Source organism: Pseudomonas sp., from assembly GCF_048265905.1.
GTDB lineage: Bacteria > Pseudomonadota > Gammaproteobacteria > Pseudomonadales > Pseudomonadaceae > Aquipseudomonas.
In genome coordinates this window covers 106,531-129,451 of sequence record NZ_JBLXAP010000001.1, presented here as the reverse complement: position 1 = coordinate 129,451, position 22,921 = coordinate 106,531, and the positions used below count along the sequence as shown (strand labels likewise).

The window sequence follows — 22,921 nt, the reverse complement described above, 5'->3', positions numbered from 1 at the left end:
GAAATTACTCCGGGATGAAATCACCAGGGATTATCTCGCCATTTCGCATCATGTGCACGTTGCGGCCGAACAATAGTCCAGTTTTAACCTCACCTTCGAGGCGGTAACGAATGGCTTCGTCGGGATGCTCAAGCATTTTCACGATCTGCCGGACATGCCGCCAGAGGTTGGTACGCACTGGAATCTCAAAATAATGCTGGCCATTGGCAGGTACGGTAAACCATACATCGGACTCGCCTTCAGCGAGTTTCATGTCATTGAGAAACACCACGTAGTCAATTCCGCGCACTGGCAGGCTGACGTCATTGGGGTTCTTAATGTGAAAACGTAGCCGGAATTGCTGTTCAAGCAATTTTGCTTTGATCACTTCAACCTTGACCAGACGTACGTCTGGGTCTTTAAAGTCGCCCGTCAGCCAAGTAGAACAACCGTTCAAAATGCTGGTAAGGCCAAAAATTAAAACTAGGCTGAGCGTTCTTATAATAGGTGCCTGATAAGCCATTTTGTACTCCGTAAGACGCCCAGTGTAACAAGCAACCGCTTGGGTGCAAGCCACTTAAGGTTAAAAACCTGCGGCATTCTGAGTCAAAATTAGGTCAGATATGTTACGGCTCAGCTTGCAGTTGTATTAAGCCCTTTATTTGCGGGCAGGGTTTAATCTCCGCGGACATTTCTGCCCGCGGAGCCTGTTCAGCTGTCGGTTTTTGTGTCCTCGCTGTCAGCCTGGAACAGGGTCTGCAATTCTGCTCTGGCTTCACGCGCCGTCTGCATCACCGCTTCACTGTTGCCATGCACACGGTATTGGGCCTCAAGGACTTGTTCGTCGTGCTCTTGGAAGCGGCTAATCAGGCGGTTGGCCAATTCTTCATCAATGCCCAGTCCGAGTAGTGTCAGGCGGCTCATTTCGAGGCTGGAATAGAAGGTTTCACGCACGGGCTTAGCGCCAGCGTCAATCAGACGGTAGACGTGGCTACGGCTGCGTGCCCGGGCAATCACCTTGACCTTGGGGTAAAGCCGGTGCACCAGTTCAACGGCCTTGAAGTTGGTGTCTGGATCATCCATTGCTGCAATGAAGTATTCGGCGTGTTCGGTTTGTGCCGCGCGTAGAATTTCCGGGCGCAGCGGATCACCGTAGAAAATGGGCATCTGCCCACCCAGGCTTCGCGATAACTCAATGGTTTCAACCGCTGTGTCCAGTGCGATAAACGGGATGTTCTGTGCGCGGAGGATACGCGCAACTATTTGCCCCACACGGCCGACACCGGCGATGACAACGCGTGGTGAGTCGATATCGATCGCCATGTTTTTGTATTCATCCGGGACTTCTTTCTCGGTTGGTTTTTCACGAAACATGCGTGCGACAAGCAGGATCATCAGTGGCGTCAGCGCCATCGACAGGGTGATGGTTAAAATAAGCAGGTCGTACAGCGCGGGTTCAAAGAGACCTTGCTGACGAGCCATTTTGAACACCACAAAGGCAAACTCACCCCCAGCGGCCAATACAATGGCCAGCCGCAGCGCGTTTTGTTTATTGAGGCCGCCAATAAGTTTGCCGACCAGCAGCAATATCGGCATTTTCAGTGCAATCAATATCAGGGTCAGGCCCATGACTGTCAGCGGCTGGGTTATCAGTAAGCTGATATCTGCCGACATGCCAACGCTGATGAAGAACAAGCCGAGCAACAGTCCTTTGAATGGCTGAATCTGTGATTCGAGTTCGTGACGATATTCGGAGTCAGCCAGCAACAAGCCTGCGAGAAAGGCGCCAAGCGCCATTGAAATGCCGGCAGTCTCCATCAGCCAGGCGGTTCCAATAACTACAAGCAATGCGGTTGCAGTCGATACTTCTTGTAGGCCTGTTTTGGCCACGGCGCGAAAAATAGGGCGCAGTAAATAGCGGCCGCCGACAATCACCAGGCCAATACTGCCGACCACTTTCAATAATTGCGTGGTATCGATGCCGCTACCGGCAGTGGCCCCGCTGAGTAACGGGATCATGGCTATTAAAGGGATTGCGGCTATGTCCTGGAACAGCAAAATGGCGAAGGCTAAGCGACCGTGCGGGCTGGTCAGTTCCTTACGTTCAGCGAGTATCTGTAAGCCAAATGCGGTGGATGACAGCGCCAGACCCAAACCAAGTACCACCGAGGTTTTCAGGGGTTGGGCGAATACCTGCCAGGCAACGGCACCGATGATCACACCGGTAAGTACGACTTGCGCCATGCCCGCACCAAATACGGCTTTGCGCATTACCCAGAGCCGGCGAGGAGAGAGTTCTAAGCCAATAATGAACAGCAACAGGACGACGCCGAGCTCTGAAATATGGCTCACACTTTCTGGGTTGGTGATCAGGCCCGTGATTGATGGGCCAATCAATACCCCGGCGATCAAATAGCCAAGAACGGCTCCCAGTTGCAAACGTTTAGCCAGCGGCACCACGAGTACGGCTGCTAGCAGGAACACTACGATCACCTGCAATACGCTGCCTTCGTTATGCATTTTCTGATCCTTGAATAAATTAACGTTAAATACAGCGAAACTAGGGTCTCGCCAATGGCTTGGCGATCACTTTCACCTCGGGGCTGGTGAATTGCGCGATCCAGCGCACAGCTTCAATCTCCTGTCAGTGAATTTGGCATGTACCTCAAGTATCGAGCTACTTATCGCTAGTCTAAGCAACTAGGATATAGCCATGGGCTTGCAAAGGGATAGCGTGGCTGTTGGGCTGGATATATTAGCCAGCGGTTGAGCTGATAAGTTGCGGTTAGCTATGTTTATCGCGTGGCACTGCCGGACAGAATAATTATTTGGATGCTCGTCAGCCTGACTTCACTGCAAGTTTGTCTGGATAAAGGTATAAACAGCTTGTCGTTTGCTGAGCGGTGTCAGTGAGTGCAGATTAGGGGAGTTACATGAGCCGTTATGAAGTCGTTTTCTCGGGGCAGTTAGTGCCTGGGGCGGATATGGCCTTGGTTCAGTCCAATCTCGGACGTTTGTTTCAGGCTGATCCCAAGCGTATCGCGATGATGTTTTCAGGGCGCCGTTTGGTCATCAAAAATAATCTTGATGAGGCGAGCGCCGAAAAGTACCGGGCGACGCTTGAACGTGCGGGCGCTGTGGTTGAAATCGTCGCTATGCCTGAAGAGATTGAAGAAATCGAGCTGGCTCCTGCGCCGGCTGAACCTGTTGCCGCCGCGCCAACTAAACCTGCAGAAGCGCCGTCAAAAAAGCACTCATCCAGCAAGGTGTTACCGCGTGATGAGTACATGGCGGCGTTCAGTGAGGTTGAAGCCCCCGATTTTGAGATCGCCCCATTAGGTGACGATCTGCAAGACAAGAAGCCTGACCCGCAAGCGCCGCAAGTTGATTTTTCGCAGTTTTCCTTGGCGCCTGTCGGCAGCGATATGGGCCAAGCCAAGGCCGCTCCCACTGGACCTGCGCCGGATGTGTCACATATTAAACTGCAAGATTGAGTGAGCGTGCAGAGCTGCGGCTAAGCTCGGTGCAGCTTGGGTGTTGGTCTGTAATGGTCGGTAAGATTTTGCTGTCGTTGATTAGAAAAAGACTGCACAACACTTCTTGAATTTTTGCCCGCTGGAGCAGGGGCATGAATCATTGCGACCAATCTTCATCGGCACCGTAGGGTCAATAAAGTACCAGTGGCCGTTGCTCTGAACGAACGCTGAGCGTTCGCGGTGGCTATGTTCGCCGCTTGCGTCGTGCCAGCGTGCGGTAAAGGTCACAAAGGCATGCTCGGGTTTACCGCCCAGTACTTCGGCGTTTTCGACCTCTAAACCGAGCCAGGTACTTTGCAGGCTCCAGGCGCTAATGGCTTCGCGGTCCAGTAGGTGTTGCTGGGCCGGAAGGGTTGTTTCCAGCAAATAATCAATGAGCCCCAACGCATAGGCACTGTAGCGGGAGCGCATCAAGGTTTCGGCGCTAGGTGCGGGGGTGCCCGAATGATAGCGAGCGCAGCATTCGGACAGCAGATTAGAGCTACCGCACGGGCAGCTTGAGTCCATTATTGGGATATTCATGGCGTCGGTTACCACCAGTATTTGCCGAAGTTCTCCGGGTTGGCCCAAAATTTTGCGTTGAGCCAGTCAGGGACTTGTTTGTATTCAAGTAAGTCATAGGTGAACAGGCTGAGCTTCTGTTCGTCCCGTACAAAGTGCTCACTGGCCTGCAGAGCGAGTGAAAACATATCGGTTTCTTGCCATTGGCTGGCGGCTAGATCGACCAATACAACAATTCGATTGGTATTCAGGTTGCGAATCCCACCGAGTAATTGCAAGCCAGCACTTTTCGGCAAATGCTCAAGGCAATCTACAATCAATGCTAGGTCATAGCGCTGCGCGGCTAAAGCTTCAGGCAGTAATCCGGCCTCAGCATGGGCAATCTCGCAGTCTGGGTGCGCCTGTTTGAAGGCAGCTAAAGCTGGTAATTCACTGGCGCCAACCAGCAGTAATCGTTTAGGCGCGTAGCGCTCTAGTATGGCCGCTACAGCTTGCAGTGGGGTACGTGAAGAAATGCACTCACTCATTGATATTCCTCATACAGGTGGATAAAGACTAACCTGCATGCCTATGATGGCCTATAACTGTTTGTTCTTCACATCGATGTAAATCAACTCTGGCGGAATTTAGAAGTGCCGTCTTTAATCCATAAGTATCGGTTTGGAGCCGATTATTAACCGGAGACGTATATATGAGCATCACTAGCAAAGCGGTACCCTTGGTTTTGGCAACCACCTTCCTGACTGGCTGTGCTGGCATTCAGAAAAGTGACTGGCCTACTTGTGCGGTAGTTGGTGGCATCGGCGGTGCTGGTTTGGGCGCAATTGAAAGTTCTGCCTGGGCTGGCGGTGGTGCCGCAATTGGTGCTGGCTTGGCAGCAGCATACTGCTGGGTTCATGGTGCATCGCCTGAGCCAGTGGTTGAGGAAGTTGTTGTCGTTGAGGAAGTTGAACCAGTTGCTGAGGCTGTTCGCGTTGAGTTGGATGTCAAGTTCGACTTCGACAAGGACAACGTCAAAGAAGGCAGCTACGGCGATATCCAAAACCTGGCTGATTTCATGAAGCAGTTCCCGCAAACCACCACAGTGGTTGAAGGTCATACTGACTCCGTGGGTACAGATGCCTATAACCAATCGCTGTCTGAACGTCGTGCTAACTCGGTACGTAACGTACTGGTTGACCAGTACGGAGTAGAAAGTGGTCGTGTCAACTCTGTAGGTTACGGTGAAAGCCGTCCAGTTGCTGACAACGCTACCGCAGAAGGTCGTGCGATTAACCGTCGCGTAGAAGCTGCAGTAGAAGCTCAGCCTTAATCCGCTGTATTCGAGTTTCCCTCGGTAGGCCTTCATGGCTTGCCGGGGGCAGGCTTGAGGCGACGGAGTAATAGTTACTCTCTTGAGTTACCGGTTTTGTCCGGTAACGCAAGTGCTTAAAGCGTTTTATCGCTGCGGACGTTCGTCCAGGCGTTCTTCTCGATAACCTTTTCCACTGAACATCAGCTGATTGCTCTGGCGGATGCGTGGATCACTGCGTCTCGGGTTTATTTGCGCTGAGCATTTCATAGCGGCGTGAAAGCCGTTAATGTGCGGCAAAATAAAAACTGCTGGGGGCGGTGATGAAAGTGATTATAGGTGTGGGCGCGTTGCTCACACTACTGTTTTGGGCTGTGGTGCTAGGTAATCTTGTTGCGCCCTTTGCGCAACCTTTTTCGATGCTGCTAAATATCGCTGGAGCCTTGGTCGCGGCGGCGCATGTCGTCGAGTTATGGTATTTCAAGTTGGCACTGCAACAGTCATCAACGCCTTGGCTTTGCCGGGCCAAGGTGCTTGTTCTAGGTGTTTTCCATGCCTTTACACTCAAACGCGATCAGCCGCTGAGCGCTGCGCCGAGCCAGGAGCTTGCCGAGCAAGGGCAATCACAAGCAGTTTCCGTGGCTGAACCAGAAGGTGACAGTCATCTGCAACTGCACATGCAATTTGAGCCAGTGACGGAGACCAACCATGCGTAATGTGCTTATGACTGCTGCGTTTACAGCAGCTTTATTCAGTCCTTTTGCGTTGGCGCAAGCGCTGATCAAAGTTGAACCCAATAGCATGATGCGCTTGCCTGGCAACTCCAGCGTATTGTTACTCGAACGTTTGGAGGTAGCGGACCACGGCACTTTGCTGGTGCCGGCCGGGCTTAGTGAAATTCGCGTGGCCTACATTCATCTCGGCCCCGAAGCGCGAATTGCAATCGCGCCGAGTGAACGCTCATTTCGTCTTGAAGCCGTTACTGGAGAGATTGCAGCTGGTGCGCAAATTACCGCTCGGGGAGCGCCGGGAACCTATGAACGACCAGCTGTTGCCGGGCGTACATTGGCCATTCGCCTTGAAGATGTGACAACTGAGTCGCTGTTGATTGATGTGCGCGGCGGCCAAGGCACCCCCGGTTATGCTGGCTTGATGGGCGCCAATGGCAAAGAGGGTGGTTGCTTATGGGGCCAGTCGAGCCAAGGCTTGAACGGTTACGATGGCGGTGATGGTCATGCAGGTGCGTCAGGCGGGCAGGTACGTGTAGAAGTGCCACAAGCATTTCCAACTGAGCGTCTAACCGTTCATGTTGACGGCGGCGAAGGTGGTTTGGCGGGGGCCGCAGGTGCAGGCGGTACTGGCGGCACCAGTAAAGATTGCTGGATCTACGACACCCGCGGTGCGCGTAATGGACGCCCTGGACAAGCAGGACAGCCTGGCGCCATGGGTGCCCCGGGTTCGGCGGATATCATCACATTTTGAGCGGTCAGCCCATCTTGAGTCATCCATAGGGCTGTGGGTCGATTGATAAAAAACCGGAGATTTCTCCGGTTTTTTTGGGCTCGACCTAGCGGGCTCTATGCCTGCTTCCTTCAGCGCTGAACAGGTCTTGATAAGTGTGGGGCAATTGATGTTTAAAAGGTTGGGCGTAGGGCCGCGAGCGCCACGACGATCAGGCCAATGATTAAGTTAATCCCGACCAAACGGCGAATCTTACCGAGCACAGCACCGCCAACTGGCCATTGTTGCTCGGCAATCGCGCGGCGTAACTCTGGTAATTGCAGTGCTTGAATACGTAAGAACAACGCAAGCATGACGATATAAAGCCCCATCATCACATGCACATATTTTGGGGCTGCCTCAAAGCCGGAAAAACGCATGTGCAGCATGCCCATGCCACTGATCGGCAGTACCAACACTGCCAGCCAGACCCAGCGGAAGAAGCGCTGAAAGACTTCAGCCCACAGTTGCAGGCGCATTGGCGCTTCAAGTGTTTTGACTGCTGCCGGACGCAGGATCATCCAGGCGAAAAACATGCCGCCAACCCAAATCAGGGCAGCCAGCAGGTGTAAAGCGTAGGTCAGGGCGTAAAGTGTCATCTGAGGCTCCGGTTGTTATAGCTTTAGGCCGAGAATCGGCTGATTGGTGGACAGACGTTTCTGCGCAGGATTGATTAGCGCGCTATGATAGCGGCCGTTTGCAAACACTGAAAATTTATCCAGCCTTTTGCGCCATTATTCCCATGCTTAGTAACGAACTTAAGACCCAGATCCAGGGCGCCTATACGCGTTTCCTCGAAGCCAAAAGCCTCAAGCCGCGTTATGGTCAGCGCTTGATGATCGCCGAGATCGCCAAAGTCCTCGGTGTAATTAAAACCGATGGCGAAGGTAAACGTACCAGCGATGCTGCAGTAGTTGCGGTTGAAGCGGGCACTGGTACCGGTAAAACCGTGGCGTATTGCATGGCGGCGATCCCGACGGCCAAGGCTGCGGGTAAACGTTTAGTCATCGCCACCGCAACAGTCGCGCTGCAAGAGCAGATTGTCTACAAAGACCTGCCGGACCTGATGCGTAACAGTGGCTTGAACTTCAGTTTTGCGCTGGCCAAGGGGCGTGGCCGTTATCTGTGTTTGTCCAAGCTGGATTTGCTGTTGCAAGAAGGCCACGCGCAGACCGCCACGGCGCAGTTGTTTGAGGAAGAAGGTTTCAAGATTGATGTCGATGAACAGAGTCAGAAACTGTTCACCTCGATGATCGAGAAACTTGCCGGTAACAAGTGGGACGGCGATCGCGACAGCTGGCCGCAAGAGCTTGAAGATACTGACTGGGCGCGTTTAACCACTGATCACAGCCAATGTACCAGCCGTCATTGCCCAAACTTTCAGCAGTGTGCTTTTTATAAAGCACGTGAGGGCATGGGCAAGGTCGATGTCATCGTCACCAACCACGACATGGTCCTGGCCGACTTGGCACTTGGCGGCGGCGCTGTACTGCCTGATCCGCGTGAAACCCTGTATGTGTTTGATGAAGGTCACCACTTGCCGGATAAGGCGATTGGGCATTTCGCACACTTTACCCGCTTGCGCTCAACCGCTGACTGGTTGGAGCAGGTTGCCAAGAATCTGACCAAATTACTCGCGCAGAATCCGCTACCGGGCGATCTCGGGCGTTTAATCGAACAAGTGCCTGAGCTTGCGCGCGAGATCAAAACTCAGCAGCAATTCATGTTCAATGCCTGTGAGCAGGTGGCTGATTTTAAACCGGGCGAAGACATGGAAGGCCGCGAGCGCCCGCGGCACCGGTTTGTCGGCGGGGTGGTGCCCGAGCACCTGACCGAGTTGGGCGTTGAGCTGAAAAAGGGTTTTTCGAAACTGACCGATTTATTCACGGGCGTCACCGAGCACCTCAAAGAAGCCATGGACGGTGAAGCGACCATTGGCATCGCCAGCCATCAGGCAGAAGAATGGTACCCTTTGTTCGGCAGTCTTCTGGCGCGAGCTCAAGGTAATTGGGAGTTGTGGTTGGCATTTACCGCTGAAGACCCGGAAGACAACCCGCCAATGGCGCGCTGGTTGACCCTGGCTGAAAGCGGCGCCATGTTTGATATTGAAGTCAACGCAAGTCCCATTCTGGCGGCGGAAATGCTGCGGCGTAATCTGTGGAATGTGGCCTATGGTGCGCTGGTGACATCAGCGACACTGACTGCGCTGGGCACTTTTGACCGTTATCGCATGCGTGCAGGCTTGCCCAAGGTCGCGGTCACCGCTGTGGTGCCCAGCCCGTTTCACCATGCCGATGCAGGTGTACTCAAGGTTCCTGACTTAAAAGCCGACCCGCGTGATGCAACTGCACACACTGCGGCAATAATCCGGGATCTGCCCGGTTTGGTTGAGGGCTCGAAAGGCACCTTGGTGCTGTTTTCGTCACGCAAGCAAATGCAGGCGGTATTCGACGGGCTTGAGCGTGACTGGCGCAAGCGTGTTTTTATACAGGGCAATTTGTCCAAGCAGGAAACCCTGAACAAGCATAAGGCTCGGGTTGATAGTGGCGAAGAAAGCGTGTTGTTTGGTCTGGCCAGCTTCGCAGAAGGCGTCGATTTACCCGGCGCTTATTGCGAGCATGTGGTGATTGCAAAAATTCCTTTTGCCGTGCCGGACGATCCTGTAGAAGCGGCGCTGGCTGAGTGGATCGAGGCGCGGGGAGGCAATCCATTTATGGAAATTGCCGTGCCCGACGCCTCACTCAGGCTGGTTCAGGCGTGCGGGCGGTTGCTTCGCACAGAAGCGGACCGAGGTACCATCACCTTGCTTGATCGCCGGGTTGTCACGCAGCGCTACGGCAAGGCCATTCTCAATGCATTGCCACCGTTCCGTCGCGAAATAAGTTAAGTCAAAAAATCTAGGGTGAATATTCGTCTCATCAGGTTGTCCATTGATGGGACGTTTGGGAGAGACTGTAAATGAAGCACCGTCGTTGGCTATTACTTGTTGCTCTATTCACCTGCTCAAAAGCCTTTGCTGCGCTTGAAGGGCAGCACACGTTACTTAATTTTGTCAGCCCGACTGATGTGGTCAAAGTCGTAACTAAAGACTCAAACTTTCCAGAGCTCACGGCTGAGCAAACCCCTGAAGGCGAGATCCTTCGTCGTTTCGTGTTCAACCAAGCGCAGCAACCGCGCCTCGAACTGACGCCGAATAATGGTGTTTGGGATTGGTCTGAAAACGCGCAGATGACCCTTTACCTGCAAAACGCCATGGATTGGGCGCTGACCCTGAATGTGCAGATTGAAAGCGCGGACGGTAAAGTCTTGAACACCAGCGTTGCTTTGCCCGCTGGGCCGGGACAAACGCTGGTTGTACCGCTCAACGCCACTTCGGCGAATGCACATGGCATGCGCGCCGCGCCGCCGATGCCATTGACCTTTGAAGGTCAGAAGGTATTGCTGGCGACTGATGTCACAGGGGAGCTAGACCCGCAGAAAGTCAGCCGGGTGACTTTGTCATTGAATAGCCCTGATGCGGCTCAAAGCATATTGCTCGGGCGTTTTGGGGTCAATAAAGGCACGTCTATCGAGAGCGCAGCCTATGACTCGATCGTTGATCAGTTTGGCCAGTTCACGCGTTCTCACTGGCCAGAAAAAGTTAAGAGCAATGACGAACTGAAAAGCGCTGCGCTGAAAGAACAAGCGCAATTGGCCAAATGGCTCACTGAGCGTCCCAAGCTGGATCAGTATGGTGGTGTGTTGGGTGGACCAAAACTTGAGGCCACTGGTTTTTTCCGTACGCAAAAATTGGGTGACCGCTGGATTATGGTCACGCCGGACGGCAATCCGTTTTTTTCCCTTGGGGTGAATGCGGTCAATGCCGACCAGAGCCAGACCTATATTGAAGGTCGTGAGTCGATGTTCAAGGGCTTGCCCGATGCGGCTGACCCTTTGGCCGCGCATTACGGCAAAGGCGACAACCAAAGCGATAATGGCTCTGGCAAAGGCCGTGGTTTCGACAAGGGTAAATGGTTCGATTTCTACAAAGCCAATTTGCAGCGCACCTACGCGGATGATGCCTGTATGCCGGCCAGTCCAGAATCAAAGCCAGCAACTGCAAATGTTGGCGAGTCCACTCCAGCAGCGGAGCCTGCGGCAAAACCTGCTGCAGATAAAACGCTTGCTGATCCCGCCACAGCAAATTCTCCGGCCACTGTGGCTGATTGCAGCACCAGCTCGTTCGATGCCGAGCGCTGGACTGGGTTGGCTCTGACCCGTCTGCAAGCCTGGGGCTTTAACACTATTGGTAACTGGAGTGCAGATTCACTTGGGGCCGCGCATCGAGTGCCCTATACATTGCCGCTTTCGATCAGTGGCGATTATCAGACTATCAGCACCGGTCTTGATTGGTGGGGCGGTATGCCTGATCCGTTTGACCCGCGTTTTGCCATGGCCACTGAACGTGCTGTAGCAATTGCTGCGCGTGACCACCGTAATGATCCATGGCTGATCGGCTATTTTGCCGATAACGAGCTGGCCTGGGCGCACCCTGATCCGGGCCCGCGTGGGCGTTATGCGCTGAGTTTTGGCACACTGCGTTCGACCACGGATGTACCCGCCAAACGTGCATTCCTAAAGATGCTGCGCGATAAATACCGCAATCAGCAAGGCCTTTCCAAAGCCTGGGGCATTGATTTGACTGCGTGGGAGTTAATGGAAGATCCGGGTTTTGAAGCGCCGCTTCCGAATGAGAAATACCCGGCAATCGAGCAGGATTATCAAGCTTTCCAGCGTTTGTTTGCTGATACATATTTCAAGACTATTGATGATGCGTTGCAATGGCACGCGCCGAATCAACTGTTGTTAGGTGGGCGTTTTGCGATCAGTACGCCAGAAGCCGTTGCCGCATGTGCGCAGTATTGCGATGTACTGAGCTTCAATTTCTACACGCTCGAGCCGCAACATGGATATGACTTCGCTGCACTGCGTGCCCTCGACAAGCCGGTCATGATCACCGAGTTTCACTTCGGCTCACGTGATCGCGGGCCGTTTTGGGGCGGTGTGACCGAGGTCTATGCCGAGAAAGACCGTGGTCCGGCGTATACCCATTTTATTGAACAATCGCTGGCTGAACCCTCAATTGTTGGGGCGCACTGGTTCCAATACCTTGATCAACCTGTCACGGGGCGTTTGCTTGATGGGGAAAATGGTCACCTGGGCCTTTTGGGGATCACGGACCGGCCGTTTTCAGGTTTTGTGGAGGCGGTGCGCAAGACCAATCTCAAGGTGGGTAGCCGTTTGCTTGAAAGGCTTAAAGATGTACCGGCTGCTCAACAGTCGTCAACTGAGACTGAAGCGCAGCCCGAAGCAAAGCCATAACCTATATCTACCATCGATAAGGATAAAACATGCAGATTCAGGGGTATTTCGACCTCAAGTTTGAAGGTGTCAAGGATGCCTTCGCCGAGCTGTTTGATAACCCTCAAGAACGTGGCGCTGCACTTTGTGTTCAAGTCGCTGGTGAGACGGTCATAGATATCTGGGCTGGCACGGCCGATAAAGAAGGTCTGGAGGCATGGAACAGCGACACAATCGTTAACTTGTTTTCCTGCACCAAAACCTTTGCGGCGGTAACTGTCATGCAGCTGGTTGGTGAAGGCAAACTCGATCTGGACGCGCCGGTGGCGCGTTACTGGCCTGAGTTTGCTGCAGCAGGCAAGAGCTCGATCACTGTTCGTCATCTGCTTTGTCATCAAGCGGGCATTACTGCTCTGCATCACATGCTGCCAGCAGAAGCACTTTATGATTGGTCCGCGATGACCACGGCGCTGGCAGCCGAACAGCCCTGGTGGCAGCTTGGCGAGGGGCATGGCTATGCTCCGATTACCTACGGCTGGCTGGTGGGTGAGGTGATTCGCCGTGTAGAGGGTCGCGGTCCCGGCGAGTCTATCGCTGCGCGTATCAGTAAGCCGCTGGGCTTGGATTTTCATGTTGGCCTGGCGGATGAAGAGTTTTACCGCGTCGCGAATGTGTCGCGTGGCAAAGGCAATCTAGGCGATGCAGCAGCGCAGCGTCTGCTCAAAGTGATGATGACTGATGCCAGTGCGATGTCGACACGCTCATTCACAAATCCTCCTTCAATAATGACCAGTACCAATAAACCCGAATGGCGGCGCATGCAGCAACTCGCCGCAAACGGTCACGGCAATGCCCGCAGCCTTGCCGGGTTTTACAGTGGGTTACTGGACGGCAGCTTGCTTGAAAGCGAATTGCTGAGCGAGTTAACCCGTGAACACAGTCGCGGAGAGGATAAAACCCTGCTGACACAAACGCGTTTTGGGCTAGGCTGCATGTTGGATCAACCAGATGTTGCCAATGCGACCTATGGCATGGGCCGTGGCGCATTTGGACATCCTGGGGCGGGTGGATCCATTGGTTTCGCTGACCCGGAGCGTGATGTTGCATTCGGCTTTGTGGTCAATAATCTAGGGCCATTCGTCTTAATGGACCCCCGAGCGCAAAAACTTGCAGTGAAGTTGGCTGAATCTTTGTAGCAAGCTCAGCTAAACTGTGCCGCAATATAGCTTTAGGGAACCTCTGAAAAAGTAACGAGCAAAGGCAGTGCAAGGTGTGGAGGGCCAAAATACGGGTTATACCTGTGAATAAGCACTTCAGGGTTTTGACAACATCTTAATGCTTGAGTCAGTAGTTTTTCAGAGTATCCCTAAGACTTACTTGACTGTTCTATTAGGTGTGGATAATCGATGCGCTCACATAAGTATCTAGCAATTGGCTTGGCAGTGCTGGTCTCTGGCTGCTCTAACTTCAAACTTCCTGAACAACTCAGCTTCCTGTCGCCCGGTCCTGCTAAAGCTGCGGCGCCAGCATTGCCCAGCCCAGAAGTTACCAAAGCCTGGTTGGACGCATACGAGCCTCGTATCCGTGAAGCAGTCAAGGGCAGCAATTTCGAGGTTGAGCGCCGTGAAAGCGTATTGGTGGTAACCGCGCCGGTTAAGTCGAACTTCAACCCTGATCGCCCAAGCATGTTGATGCCAATCACCTTGTCGCCTATCACCAAGGTCGCCAAGTTGCTGGAAAATGATAAGGACATGGGTATTTTGATTCTGGGCCACACCGATACTTCCGGTACGTTGGAACTCAATCGCGAATTAAGCCAGAAGCGCGCCCGCGCCTTTGTTGCTATTTTCCAGCTCAGCGGCCTGAAGCGTGATCGGTTACTGGTTAAAGGTATGGGCCCTGATGCTCCGCGTGCCGCCAATGACAGCGCTGCGGGTCGTGATCTGAATCGTCGCGTTGAAATGATCCTCACTTCGCAGAAAACCCTGAACGCACTGCTGGCTCAGTACGAGAAGCCGTTGCCGGTTGTTGCCAAGACCGAATCCAAGTAAGCCGCGCTTCTTGCACTTAGGAAACTTCTGAAATAACCAGCGAGCCCGGTCGTTTTCAGAGGTTCCTTCGGGTGACCCGCTAGAGCGTGGCGGGTCATGCATTTTGCGGCAGATCAAGCCAGCCGCACAGCGCTCGGGTAAGCTAAGCAATATCCTTCAGGAGGGCTTAGCCAATGACCCAGACTCTGGCCGATATGCGCCGTGAATACACCCGTGATGGTTTAAGCGAGGAGCAGGCTCCGCAAGCGCCATTTGCGCTCTTCGAGCAGTGGTTTGCGCAAGCGCTGAAGACCGAACAACTACCGGTTGAACCCAACGCAATGACTCTGGCGACCGTTGATGCCAATGGTCGACCGCACTGCCGTGTGTTGTTGCTCAAAGGGCTGGATGCCAGTGGTTTTACTTTTTTTAGCAATTACGACAGTGCCAAGGGCGAGCAACTGGCTGCTCGGCCCTTTGCTGCGATGACGTTCTTCTGGCCAGCACTTGAGCGTCAAGTGCGCATTGAGGGGCGGGTTGAGCGGGTGACGCCTGCGGAGTCCGATGCGTACTTTCAGGTGCGACCAATGGGCAGTCGTTTGGGTGCCTGGGCCTCGCCGCAAAGTCGTGTGATTGCTGACCGAGCCGAGCTTGAGGCGCTGCTGGGTCAGGCTCAACAACGGTTTTCTGATCAGGCTCCGGAGTGTCCACCGCATTGGGGCGGATACCGCTTGCTGCCCGAGCGCATAGAGTTTTGGCAGGGGCGCCCCAGTCGTTTGCATGATCGTTTGAATTATCGACTTTTAGACGGCCAGTGGCAGCGCGAGCGTCTGGCACCCTGACGCGCAGTTGCACACAGCTTGAGGTTGGATTTTTTCGTCGGTTTGATAAATCGACTTGAACAGGGCGCATATATTGATACTCGATTCGATGCTGGCGCAGCATATTGTTGATCGCGCAATGGCAATCCTGCCGCACAACATTAATGTCATGGACGCTCAAGGCATGATCATCGGCAGTGGTGATCCTGAGCGCTTACACACTCGCCATGAAGGGGCGCAGTTGGTTCTGGCCAATCGCCGGGTGGTGGAGATCGACGAGCAAGCCGCTGCATGTCTGCGTGGCGTTAGACCCGGGGTCAATCTACCGCTGATGTATGCCCAGCAGCTTATCGGGGTATTGGGTATTACCGGGTCTCCTGAGCTGGTGCGGCCTTATGCCGAGTTGGTGCGTATGGCTGCGGAAATGCTGGTCGAACAACGCCAATTGCAGGCTGAGCATAACTGGCAGCGCCACCAGTTGGAGTCCTGGTTGCGCATGCTGCTTGACCCTCAGCAATCTTTGGCCAGCCTTGAAGCCGAGGCCCAGCGCCTGGATTTACATCTGCATTGGCCAATGCAAGCCTGCCTGCTGGAGCTGGATGACGACAGCCAGTCAGTACTCAGGCAAGCCCGGGTGTTGAGTGTGCTTAACAGCAAGAGCGAACAACTGTGCACAGTATCCGGTGCGCGTGAGCTGTTTTACTGTCGTCCCGCCAATGCAGGGCGCGGCGACAGCGCTTGGTTAGGCTCTGCTGATGAACGCGATTGGGGCGTTCGCCGCTTGCTGGTCAGCGATGCCGCCCATTCACTTGATGAGCTGCGTCAAGCCAGTTTGGCGTTGCGCGACCTGCAGGTGTATGCACGTGCCCGTAACCCGCATGAGCGGTTACTGCGCTTAGAACAGCACCGTTTATCGACTCTGCTTTATGCCCAGCGTCACAGCTGGTTGTTGCAGGGTTGGCTGGCGCCGCTGAAACAGGTGCTAAAACAAGACGCCAATGGTGCTCTACTGGAAACCTTGCGTGCATGGTGCGAGCACGATGGCCAGGCGCAGGTGTGTGCGGATGCGTTGGGTATTCACCGCAACACGCTGCGCTATCGGCTTGAGCGAATCGCTGAATATAGTGGGGTAGAGCTGACACGGCTCGATCAGCGTCTACAGTTGACACTGGGGCTTGAATTGCTGGACCCCGAATAAGCCGGTAGACATCGATGTTAATGATTGTGCGCGTGCACAGTAAAGCTGTGAATTTGCTAAATGTTTGCAGTGCGCTGGCACAGGGCGTCGGGGTGTGCGACTGGGCGACAATGCTCGGCCAACCGGCAGGTTGCCGGGCATTCCTATAAAAACAACCTGGAGAGTGACATGGTCCTAGTCCTGATCCTCATCGCGTTAATCGCTTTCATTGTACTGTCCACCACACGTCTTAAGCTGCACCCGTTCTTATCACTGCTCGCAGCGGCTCTGATCGCCGGTTTTGCCTATCAGGTTCCTGCTGGCGATATCATCAAAACCATCACCGCTGGTTTCGGTGGGATTCTGGGCTATATCGGTATCGTCATCGTGCTCGGCACCATCATTGGTGTGATCCTTGAGCGCAGCGGTGCTGCCATTACCATGGCTGAGTCGGTGATTAAGCTACTTGGCGAGCGTTTTCCGACGCTGACCATGTCTATCATCGGCTACCTCGTCTCGATTCCAGTGTTTTGTGACTCAGGCTACGTGATTCTCAATTCATTGAAGAATGCGCTGGCCGCTCGTATGAAAATATCAGTCGTGGCGATGAGCGTTGCTTTGGCAACCGGTCTCTACGCCACGCATACTTTCGTGCCGCCAACACCGGGACCGATTGCCGCTGCCGGTAACTTGGGGCTGGAATCTTCGCTGGGTCTGGTGATCGCCGTGGGCCTGTTCGTGGCGATGATTACAGCGCTGGCGGGTATGCTCTGGGCTAATCGTTTCATCAAGCAAGATGATTCCGAGCTGCTGGAAGAAGCACCAAGCGAGCTACTGGCCGAGGATGTTGACTTCGAAGCGTTGAAAGCCCGCTACGGCAAGCTACCTTCAGCGACGCAAGCCTTTGCGCCAATCTTCTTGCCGATCGCGTTGATCTGCCTCGGTTCTATCGCCGCCTTCCCAAGCAAACCATTGGGCGAGGGCGCGTTATTCAGCGTATTGAATTTCCTCGGTCAGCCAGTGGCAGCATTGTTGGTCGGCTTAGCGCTGGCGTGCACGCTGCTCAAGGGCGAGAACAAGCGCCAGCAATTCCATGATCAGGTTGCTGCTGGGCTTGTCGCGGCCGCGCCTATTCTGTTGATTACCGGTGCCGGTGGCGCATTTGGTGCCATGCTCAAGGTTACTGAGCTGGGCAATTATTTGGGCACCAGCTTGTCTGCATTAGGCGTTGGCTTGTTTATGCCCTTCCTGGTTGCTGCTGCTCTGAAAACAGCGCAGGGCTCATCAACTGTTGCGCTGGTGACGACCTCTGCAATGGTTGCACCGTTGTTGAGCAGCTTGGGCCTGGACAGTGAAATGGGTCGCGTACTTACCGTTATGGCAATCGGTGCCGGGGCGATGACCGTTTCTCATGCTAATGACAGCTTCTTCTGGGTGGTTAGTCAGTTCAGCCGCATGAAAGTCTCGACGGCTTATCGCGCCCAGACCATGGCGACCTTGGTCCAGGGTGTGGTTGGCATGCTCACAGTCTGGCTGTTGAGCCTGGTATTACTGTAACTGTCAGCCCGACTAGGGTTGCCGATGACTTTGCCAGCAGCGCCTCTGTAACAAGCGCCGCTGCTGGCGAGTCGACAATATGTAATCGCAACAGGGTTGCGATGTTTTGCGAGATTCCTCTGTAAGAGAGATGTTTATGAAAGTCGTGATTGCGCCGGACTCCTTTAAAGAAAGCCTCACTGCAGCTGAAGTTGCAGAAGCAATTGCGCGGGGCTGGTCGGCCGTTTATCCGCAGGCGGAAATATCTCTAAAACCTATGGCAGATGGCGGCGAAGGTACTGTTGATGCCGTGCTGGCTGCAGCCGGTGGCGAGCGTCGCGAATTGCAAGTACAGGGCCCTCTCGGTCAGCCGGTAAGCGCTCATTGGGGGCTGCTGCGCGATAACACTGCAGTGATTGAAATGGCTGCGGCAAGCGGCTTACATTGGGTGCCGCGTGATCAACGAGACGCCACTGTCACCAGCAGTTTTGGTACTGGCGAGTTAATTCGCGCCGCGTTGGATGCCGGTGTTGAACGAATCATTCTTGGCCTGGGCGGCAGCGCCACCAATGATTGCGGTGCGGGCTTGATGCAAGCGCTGGGTGTGCGTTTTCTTGATGCCGATGACCGTGAACTGGCTCCCGGTGGCGCTGCGTTGATCAATCTGGCGCAGATTGATTTGTCCAATCTCGATGCTCGGGTACTCAAGGTTCAGTTCGATATCGCAGCGGATGTCGATAATCCATTGGTGGGGCCGCGAGGTGCTTCGGCAATATTTGGGCCGCAAAAGGGCGCTTCACCTGATCAGGTTCAATCGCTCGACGCGGCTTTGCAGCGTATGTCGCGTATTGTCACCTCAACCCTGGGTGAGGATTTCAGTGCGATTCCAGGTGTTGGCGCAGCGGGTGGCCTCGGTTTTGCTGCAAAAGCCTTTCTCAAGGCTCGGTTTCGTCCGGGTGTTGAGTTGGTTGCCGAGCTTTCGGGGTTGGCCACCGCCTTGCAGGGTGCTGATCTGGCGATTACCGGCGAGGGGCGACTGGATGCACAGACCCTGCACGGTAAAACACCCATCGGCGTTGCCCGTTTAGCGAAAGCGGCAGGGGTCCCGGTTGTGGTCTTGGCTGGCAGTTTGGGCGAGGATTATCAACGCACCTATACTGGTGGTATCGATGCGGCATTTAGTCTCACACCCGGTCCAATGGATCTGGAGCAGGCGCTGACTAATGCAGCCGCCGAGTTGCAAGCGAGAACTACGGACATTGCCCGACTTTGGCAGGTTGCGCAGGCAGCACGCTAACCAGTAATTTAGAGCGGCTGAAGAAATAACTCGGGCGACAGGGCGATTTTTCACAAACGCCTGAGATGATTATTGATTAAGGCCGTGACTGCGCTTGGCAAGTCGAGGTCTAATGCAGTGATACTCACTGGAGGAATAGTTATGCGTAAACCCAATCTGCTCATCGCTTCGTTTGCCGCGCTGGCCTTGATGCTGGGTGGTTGCCAGTCAAGCTTGACGGGTGACACCTACAGCCGTGATGAGGCGCGCCAAGTGCAAACCGTTCGCCTGGGCACCATTGAGTCGCTGCGTCCTGTGAAAATCGAAGGCACTAAAACCCCAATCGGCGCAGGCGCAGGCGCTGTTGTTGGTGGGGTAGCGGGTAGCACAATCGGTGGTGGTCGCGGTAGTGCGGTTGCGGCAGTGATTGGTGCAGTCGCTGGCGGTTTGTTGGGAGCAGTGACCGAAGAAGGCCTGACTCGCACCCAAGGCGTCGAAATCACTGTGCGTGAGGACGATGGCAGCATGCGTGCCTATGTTCAGCAAGTCGAAGAAAACCAGGTGTTCCGTGTTGGCCAGCGCGTCCGCATCTTGACAGTCAACGGTACCAGCCGCGTAGCACCTTAACTGTTCTTCAATGGCGTCAGCTTAAACTGGCGCCATTGTTCTTTGTGCATCGACAGTTTTTCACGACGATACACATCTCTGCTGTTGCATGGCCCAAGTGATGGCCCGTTGGCCACTGTGCTTTAAGTGCATGCGGAGTTTGTTTACCCATAGATAATAGTCTCTACGACGCTGCCAGCCTGTGTTCGAGAGGTTTCGTGTGCTTATTTGGTAGGCTATGTTCCCCGTGCGATTGAGCCTTGAGTGTGGGGGAGAATGCTCAGGCACAGCGAAGCGCTGCATGCAATTAAACATGCTCTAGAGTTTTAGTAATAATTCTATTCATGACGTCTATGCGATAGACATGGATAATCAGGAAATAGTCGAGCTTCTACAGGGACTTATGATCTGCGCCACGCAGGTTGTCCGCCGTTGGGAGCGTGAGTTGGGTAGTGCAATTTGCTATCAAACCACCAAATGGATACTAACAAGTCGCGATGATCTCAATCGCGTGCTTGCACAAGGGGTTTGTATATGGTGCTTGCGTTAATTATCGCCTTGCCTTTTTTCGGGGTGATCTTACCGCTACTGGCTGAACGTTTGGGGCGTTCAGCATGTGCCGTCGCAGCAGGCCTTGCGCCTCTTGCGGCTCTGGTTTTGTTGGTGTCGCAGCAGGCAACGGTATTTGCTGGCGATATGATCAGGGCACGTGTGCAATGGCTGCCCGAGATAGGGCTCAATCTCAGCCTGCGCCTCGATGGTCTTGGTTTTCTGTTCGCCATATTAATCCTTGGCATCGGCCTGCTGGTAATCCTCTACGCGCGTTATTACCTGGCAAAGCAAGAGCCAATGGGGCGCTTCTTCGCCTTCCTGTTGCTGTTTATGGGCGCCATGCTCGGTGTGGTGTTGTCAGAAAACCTGCTGTTGATGGTGATGTTCTGGGAGCTCACCAGCCTTTCATCCTTTCTGTTGATTGGTTTTTGGAGTTCACGCACTGATGCGCGAAAAGGCTCGCGCATGGCCTTGGCGGTTACCGGCGGTGGCGGTCTTGCGTTGCTCGCGGGTGTGCTGCTGCTTGGTCATATTGCGGGCAGCTTTGAACTATCCCAGGTGTTGGCTGCAGGCTACGCTATACGTGCCCACGCCTTGTATCCGGTGGTGCTGATCTTGGTGCTGCTAGGGGTTTTCACCAAGTCTGCGCAATTCCCGTTTCACTTCTGGCTGCCGCACGCAATGGCTGCACCGACGCCTGTTTCGGCTTACCTGCATTCGGCAACCATGGTTAAAGCTGGGGTTTTCCTGCTCGCCCGGCTGTACCCGGCGTTGGCAGGTACGGACCTGTGGTTTTATATCGTCAGTCTCACCGGCCTTGCGACAATGTTGATAGGTGCCTGCATGGCGCTGTTCCAGCATGACCTTAAAGGTTTGTTGGCCTATTCAACGATCAGCCACCTGGGCTTGATCACCTTGCTGTTTGGCTTGAATACCGAGCTGGGCGCAGTCGCCGCGATCTTTCACATCATCAACCACGCCACGTTCAAAGCATCGCTATTTATGGCGGCGGGGATTATTGACCACGAAACCGGCAGTCGCGATATGCGGCGCATCAACGGTATGTGGAAATACATGCCGCACACCGCGATGTTGGCGATGGTCGCGGCGCTGGCAATGGCGGGTGTACCGCTGCTCAACGGCTTCCTCAGTAAAGAGATGTTCTTTAGTGAGACCTTGAACCAGCACATGCTTGGCAGTTTTGACTGGGCTATTCCGGCAATCGCGACATTGGCGGGCGGTTTCTCGGTAGCCTATTCATTGCGCTTTATCCACGATGTGTTCTTCAATGGTGAGCCGATAAACCTGCCGAAGTATCCACCGCATGAGCCGCCTCGCTACATGAAGGTGCCGGTGGAAATCCTGGTGTTCCTGTGCCTGCTTGTGGGTATTGTGCCGGCTTATACTGTTGCGCCGTTACTCGCGGCAGCGGCCTCTTCAAGCCTGGGCGGCGAGTTGCCCGAATACAGTCTGGCCATTTGGCATGGCCTGAACTTGCCGTTGCTGATGAGCTTTGTCGCGACCGCAGGCGGTGTTCTGGTTTACGCCTTCCGCCAACCACTGTTCCGCTGGTACGCCGGTTTGCCGGAGGTGGACGCCAAACTGGCGTTCGATCAGTGCATGGTGACGCTGGTTGATTTTTGTAGACTGATTACCCGTCGCCTTGAAACCGGGTCGCTGCAGCACTATCTGGCGCTGTTACTGGGTGCTGCGTTGGTCGTGGTCACGCTGGCGCTTGGCCCATTGCCGCAAATGCAAGGCCCGGTGGCATTGACACCGATTGATGGCATCACCGCGTTGGGGCTCGGCATCATGGCATTGGCCGGTCTGATTACCGTGGTGTTCCACCGCCAGCGCTTGGTCTCGCTGCTGATGCTCAGCGTTGTGGGCTTGATGGTCGCTCTGGCATTTGCCCGTTATTCCGCACCTGATCTTGCTCTGACGCAGTTATCTGTCGAAGTAGTGACCATCGTGTTGTTGATGTTGGCGCTGTTCTTCTTGCCTGCACAGACCCGGATGGAGTCCAGCAGCATGCGTGCCTTGCGCGACTTCGTTTTGGCGATTGGTTGCGGCGTGATGATCGCAATGTTGGCGTTTGCGGTGCTGACGCGACCATACGAAACCATTGCCGGCTTCTTCCTCGCAAATAGCGTCAGTGGTGGCGGTGGTCATAACGTGGTCAACGTGATTCTGGTGGACTTCCGTGGTTTTGACACCATGGGTGAAATTACCGTGTTGGCGATTGCAGGCGTGGGCATCTACGCGATGCTTGATGGCCTGCGCTTGATTCAACCTCACGCAGATGCTGAGGGCCGCAGCTGGGCCCGTGACCGCCACCCGCTGATTCTGGCGACGCTGTCACGTGTACTCTTGCCAATGGCGCTGTTGATTTCGGTGTTCATCTTCTTGCGTGGCCACAACTTGCCGGGCGGTGGTTTTATCGCGGGCTTGATCACAGCTGTGGCGTTAATTCTGCAATACGTCGCCAGTGGCGTGCAGTGGACGCAATCACGCTTGCCGCTCAACTACCACCGCATGGCGGGAGCTGGGGTGCTGATTGCAGGGCTTACGGGGGTTGGCAGCTGGTTGTTTGATCGGCCGTTCTTGACCTCGGCCTTTGGCCACTTCGAAATCCCGTTTATTGGCGACATCGAACTGGCAACTGCAATGTTATTTGATCTGGGTGTGTACCTGACTGTAGTCGGTGCGACGCTGCTGATTCTCGCTAACCTGGGCAAGTTGACCCAGGAAAAGCCCGGACAAGAGGTTCTCTAAC

Annotated in this window: 18 protein-coding genes and 1 pseudogene; 14 read left to right on the top strand and 5 right to left on the bottom strand. The window is 54.4% G+C overall.

The window, feature by feature from the left end; genetic code table 11:
* Positions 1-4 precede the first annotated feature (4 nt).
* The gene (locus ACN0UH_RS00625; protein WP_417660235.1) at positions 5-502 is read right to left on the bottom strand and encodes an LEA type 2 family protein; all 498 of its coding nucleotides are present in this window, start codon (positions 500-502) and stop codon (positions 5-7) included.
* A 188-nt stretch (positions 503-690) separates the two neighbouring features.
* Positions 691-2,499 carry a monovalent cation:proton antiporter-2 (CPA2) family protein gene (locus ACN0UH_RS00620; protein ID WP_417660234.1) on the bottom strand — a complete coding sequence of 603 codons (1,809 nt, stop codon included), beginning with the start codon at positions 2,497-2,499 and terminating at the stop codon, positions 691-693.
* 413 nt (positions 2,500-2,912) lie between these two features.
* Between ACN0UH_RS00620 and ACN0UH_RS00615 the strand changes: the two genes are divergently transcribed.
* Complete coding sequence (locus ACN0UH_RS00615) at positions 2,913-3,473, top strand: hypothetical protein (RefSeq protein WP_417660233.1); 561 nt, start codon at positions 2,913-2,915, stop codon at positions 3,471-3,473.
* An 81-nt stretch (positions 3,474-3,554) separates the two neighbouring features.
* Here ACN0UH_RS00615 and ACN0UH_RS00610 read toward each other — a convergent pair whose 3' ends face one another.
* Together ACN0UH_RS00610 and ACN0UH_RS00605 are read right to left on the bottom strand one after the other, a co-directional pair.
* Complete coding sequence (locus tag ACN0UH_RS00610) at positions 3,555-4,025, bottom strand: YchJ family protein (RefSeq protein ID WP_417660692.1); 471 nt, start codon at positions 4,023-4,025, stop codon at positions 3,555-3,557.
* Between the two features lie 20 nt (positions 4,026-4,045).
* On the bottom strand, positions 4,046-4,543 hold the full coding sequence (locus ACN0UH_RS00605) for a DUF6231 family protein (protein ID WP_417660232.1): 498 nt from the start codon (positions 4,541-4,543) through the stop codon (positions 4,046-4,048).
* A gap of 428 nt (positions 4,544-4,971) precedes the next feature.
* Here ACN0UH_RS00605 and ACN0UH_RS00600 point away from each other — a divergent pair.
* From ACN0UH_RS00600 to ACN0UH_RS00590, 3 genes and pseudogenes are all read left to right on the top strand, one after another.
* Positions 4,972-5,328 (top strand): annotated as a pseudogene (locus ACN0UH_RS00600) (OmpA family protein); the annotation flags it as partial.
* Positions 5,329-5,630: 302 nt separating this feature from the next.
* Positions 5,631-6,023, top strand: coding sequence for a DUF1145 domain-containing protein (locus ACN0UH_RS00595; RefSeq protein WP_417660231.1), 393 nt, complete (start codon positions 5,631-5,633; stop codon positions 6,021-6,023).
* Positions 6,016-6,789 (top strand): collagen-like protein, encoded by a 774-nt coding sequence (locus ACN0UH_RS00590; protein ID WP_417660230.1) that lies wholly within the window; start codon positions 6,016-6,018, stop codon positions 6,787-6,789. Before ACN0UH_RS00595 ends, ACN0UH_RS00590 begins: the two co-directional genes overlap by 8 nt.
* Before the next feature lie 152 nt (positions 6,790-6,941).
* On the opposite strand, the gene ACN0UH_RS00585 is transcribed toward ACN0UH_RS00590, so the two are convergent.
* Positions 6,942-7,406, bottom strand: coding sequence for a CopD family protein (locus ACN0UH_RS00585; RefSeq protein WP_417660229.1), 465 nt, complete (start codon positions 7,404-7,406; stop codon positions 6,942-6,944).
* 143 nt (positions 7,407-7,549) lie between these two features.
* Between ACN0UH_RS00585 and dinG the strand changes: the two genes are divergently transcribed.
* The 10 genes from dinG (at position 7,550) to ACN0UH_RS00535 (ending at position 22,920) form a co-directional block, all read left to right on the top strand.
* Positions 7,550-9,694, top strand: coding sequence for an ATP-dependent DNA helicase DinG (gene dinG / locus ACN0UH_RS00580; RefSeq protein WP_417660228.1), 2,145 nt, complete (start codon positions 7,550-7,552; stop codon positions 9,692-9,694).
* A 71-nt stretch (positions 9,695-9,765) separates the two neighbouring features.
* The gene (locus ACN0UH_RS00575) at positions 9,766-12,168 is read left to right on the top strand and encodes a beta-galactosidase (protein WP_417660227.1); all 2,403 of its coding nucleotides are present in this window, start codon (positions 9,766-9,768) and stop codon (positions 12,166-12,168) included.
* 29 nt (positions 12,169-12,197) lie between these two features.
* Positions 12,198-13,343 (top strand): serine hydrolase domain-containing protein, encoded by a 1,146-nt coding sequence (locus ACN0UH_RS00570; protein WP_417660226.1) that lies wholly within the window; start codon positions 12,198-12,200, stop codon positions 13,341-13,343.
* Between the two features lie 210 nt (positions 13,344-13,553).
* Positions 13,554-14,198, top strand: coding sequence for an OmpA family protein (locus ACN0UH_RS00565; RefSeq protein ID WP_417660225.1), 645 nt, complete (start codon positions 13,554-13,556; stop codon positions 14,196-14,198).
* A 173-nt stretch (positions 14,199-14,371) separates the two neighbouring features.
* Positions 14,372-15,019: a pyridoxamine 5'-phosphate oxidase gene (pdxH, locus tag ACN0UH_RS00560; RefSeq protein WP_417660224.1), complete on the top strand. Its 648-nt coding sequence runs from the start codon at positions 14,372-14,374 to the stop codon at positions 15,017-15,019.
* A 70-nt stretch (positions 15,020-15,089) separates the two neighbouring features.
* The gene (locus ACN0UH_RS00555) at positions 15,090-16,196 is read left to right on the top strand and encodes a CdaR family transcriptional regulator (RefSeq protein WP_417660691.1); all 1,107 of its coding nucleotides are present in this window, start codon (positions 15,090-15,092) and stop codon (positions 16,194-16,196) included.
* 168 nt (positions 16,197-16,364) lie between these two features.
* Positions 16,365-17,732 (top strand): GntP family permease, encoded by a 1,368-nt coding sequence (locus tag ACN0UH_RS00550; protein ID WP_417660223.1) that lies wholly within the window; start codon positions 16,365-16,367, stop codon positions 17,730-17,732.
* 136 nt (positions 17,733-17,868) lie between these two features.
* Positions 17,869-19,008 carry a glycerate kinase gene (locus ACN0UH_RS00545; protein ID WP_417660222.1) on the top strand — a complete coding sequence of 380 codons (1,140 nt, stop codon included), beginning with the start codon at positions 17,869-17,871 and terminating at the stop codon, positions 19,006-19,008.
* A gap of 141 nt (positions 19,009-19,149) precedes the next feature.
* A complete protein-coding gene (locus ACN0UH_RS00540) occupies positions 19,150-19,614 on the top strand; it encodes a glycine zipper 2TM domain-containing protein (protein WP_417660221.1) in 465 nt (154 codons plus the stop codon).
* 513 nt (positions 19,615-20,127) lie between these two features.
* Positions 20,128-22,920, top strand: a complete 2,793-nt coding sequence (locus ACN0UH_RS00535) for a monovalent cation/H+ antiporter subunit A (protein ID WP_417660220.1) — start codon at positions 20,128-20,130, stop codon at positions 22,918-22,920.
* Position 22,921 lies beyond the last annotated feature (1 nt).

Coding starts and splice junctions, on each gene's coding strand:
- ACN0UH_RS00590 (WP_417660230.1), top strand. CDS start 6,016: ATGCGTAATGTGCTTATGACTGCTGCGTTTACAGCAGCTTTATTCAGT.
- ACN0UH_RS00585 (WP_417660229.1), bottom strand. CDS start 7,406: ATGACACTTTACGCCCTGACCTACGCTTTACACCTGCTGGCTGCCCTG.
- ACN0UH_RS00570 (WP_417660226.1), top strand. CDS start 12,198: ATGCAGATTCAGGGGTATTTCGACCTCAAGTTTGAAGGTGTCAAGGAT.
- ACN0UH_RS00625 (WP_417660235.1), bottom strand. CDS start 502: ATGGCTTATCAGGCACCTATTATAAGAACGCTCAGCCTAGTTTTAATT.
- ACN0UH_RS00565 (WP_417660225.1), top strand. CDS start 13,554: ATGCGCTCACATAAGTATCTAGCAATTGGCTTGGCAGTGCTGGTCTCT.
- ACN0UH_RS00535 (WP_417660220.1), top strand. CDS start 20,128: ATGGTGCTTGCGTTAATTATCGCCTTGCCTTTTTTCGGGGTGATCTTA.
- ACN0UH_RS00575 (WP_417660227.1), top strand. CDS start 9,766: ATGAAGCACCGTCGTTGGCTATTACTTGTTGCTCTATTCACCTGCTCA.
- ACN0UH_RS00550 (WP_417660223.1), top strand. CDS start 16,365: ATGGTCCTAGTCCTGATCCTCATCGCGTTAATCGCTTTCATTGTACTG.
- ACN0UH_RS00615 (WP_417660233.1), top strand. CDS start 2,913: ATGAGCCGTTATGAAGTCGTTTTCTCGGGGCAGTTAGTGCCTGGGGCG.
- ACN0UH_RS00540 (WP_417660221.1), top strand. CDS start 19,150: ATGCGTAAACCCAATCTGCTCATCGCTTCGTTTGCCGCGCTGGCCTTG.
- pdxH (WP_417660224.1), top strand. CDS start 14,372: ATGACCCAGACTCTGGCCGATATGCGCCGTGAATACACCCGTGATGGT.
- ACN0UH_RS00620 (WP_417660234.1), bottom strand. CDS start 2,499: ATGCATAACGAAGGCAGCGTATTGCAGGTGATCGTAGTGTTCCTGCTA.
- ACN0UH_RS00605 (WP_417660232.1), bottom strand. CDS start 4,543: ATGAGTGAGTGCATTTCTTCACGTACCCCACTGCAAGCTGTAGCGGCC.
- ACN0UH_RS00545 (WP_417660222.1), top strand. CDS start 17,869: ATGAAAGTCGTGATTGCGCCGGACTCCTTTAAAGAAAGCCTCACTGCA.
- ACN0UH_RS00595 (WP_417660231.1), top strand. CDS start 5,631: ATGAAAGTGATTATAGGTGTGGGCGCGTTGCTCACACTACTGTTTTGG.
- dinG (WP_417660228.1), top strand. CDS start 7,550: ATGCTTAGTAACGAACTTAAGACCCAGATCCAGGGCGCCTATACGCGT.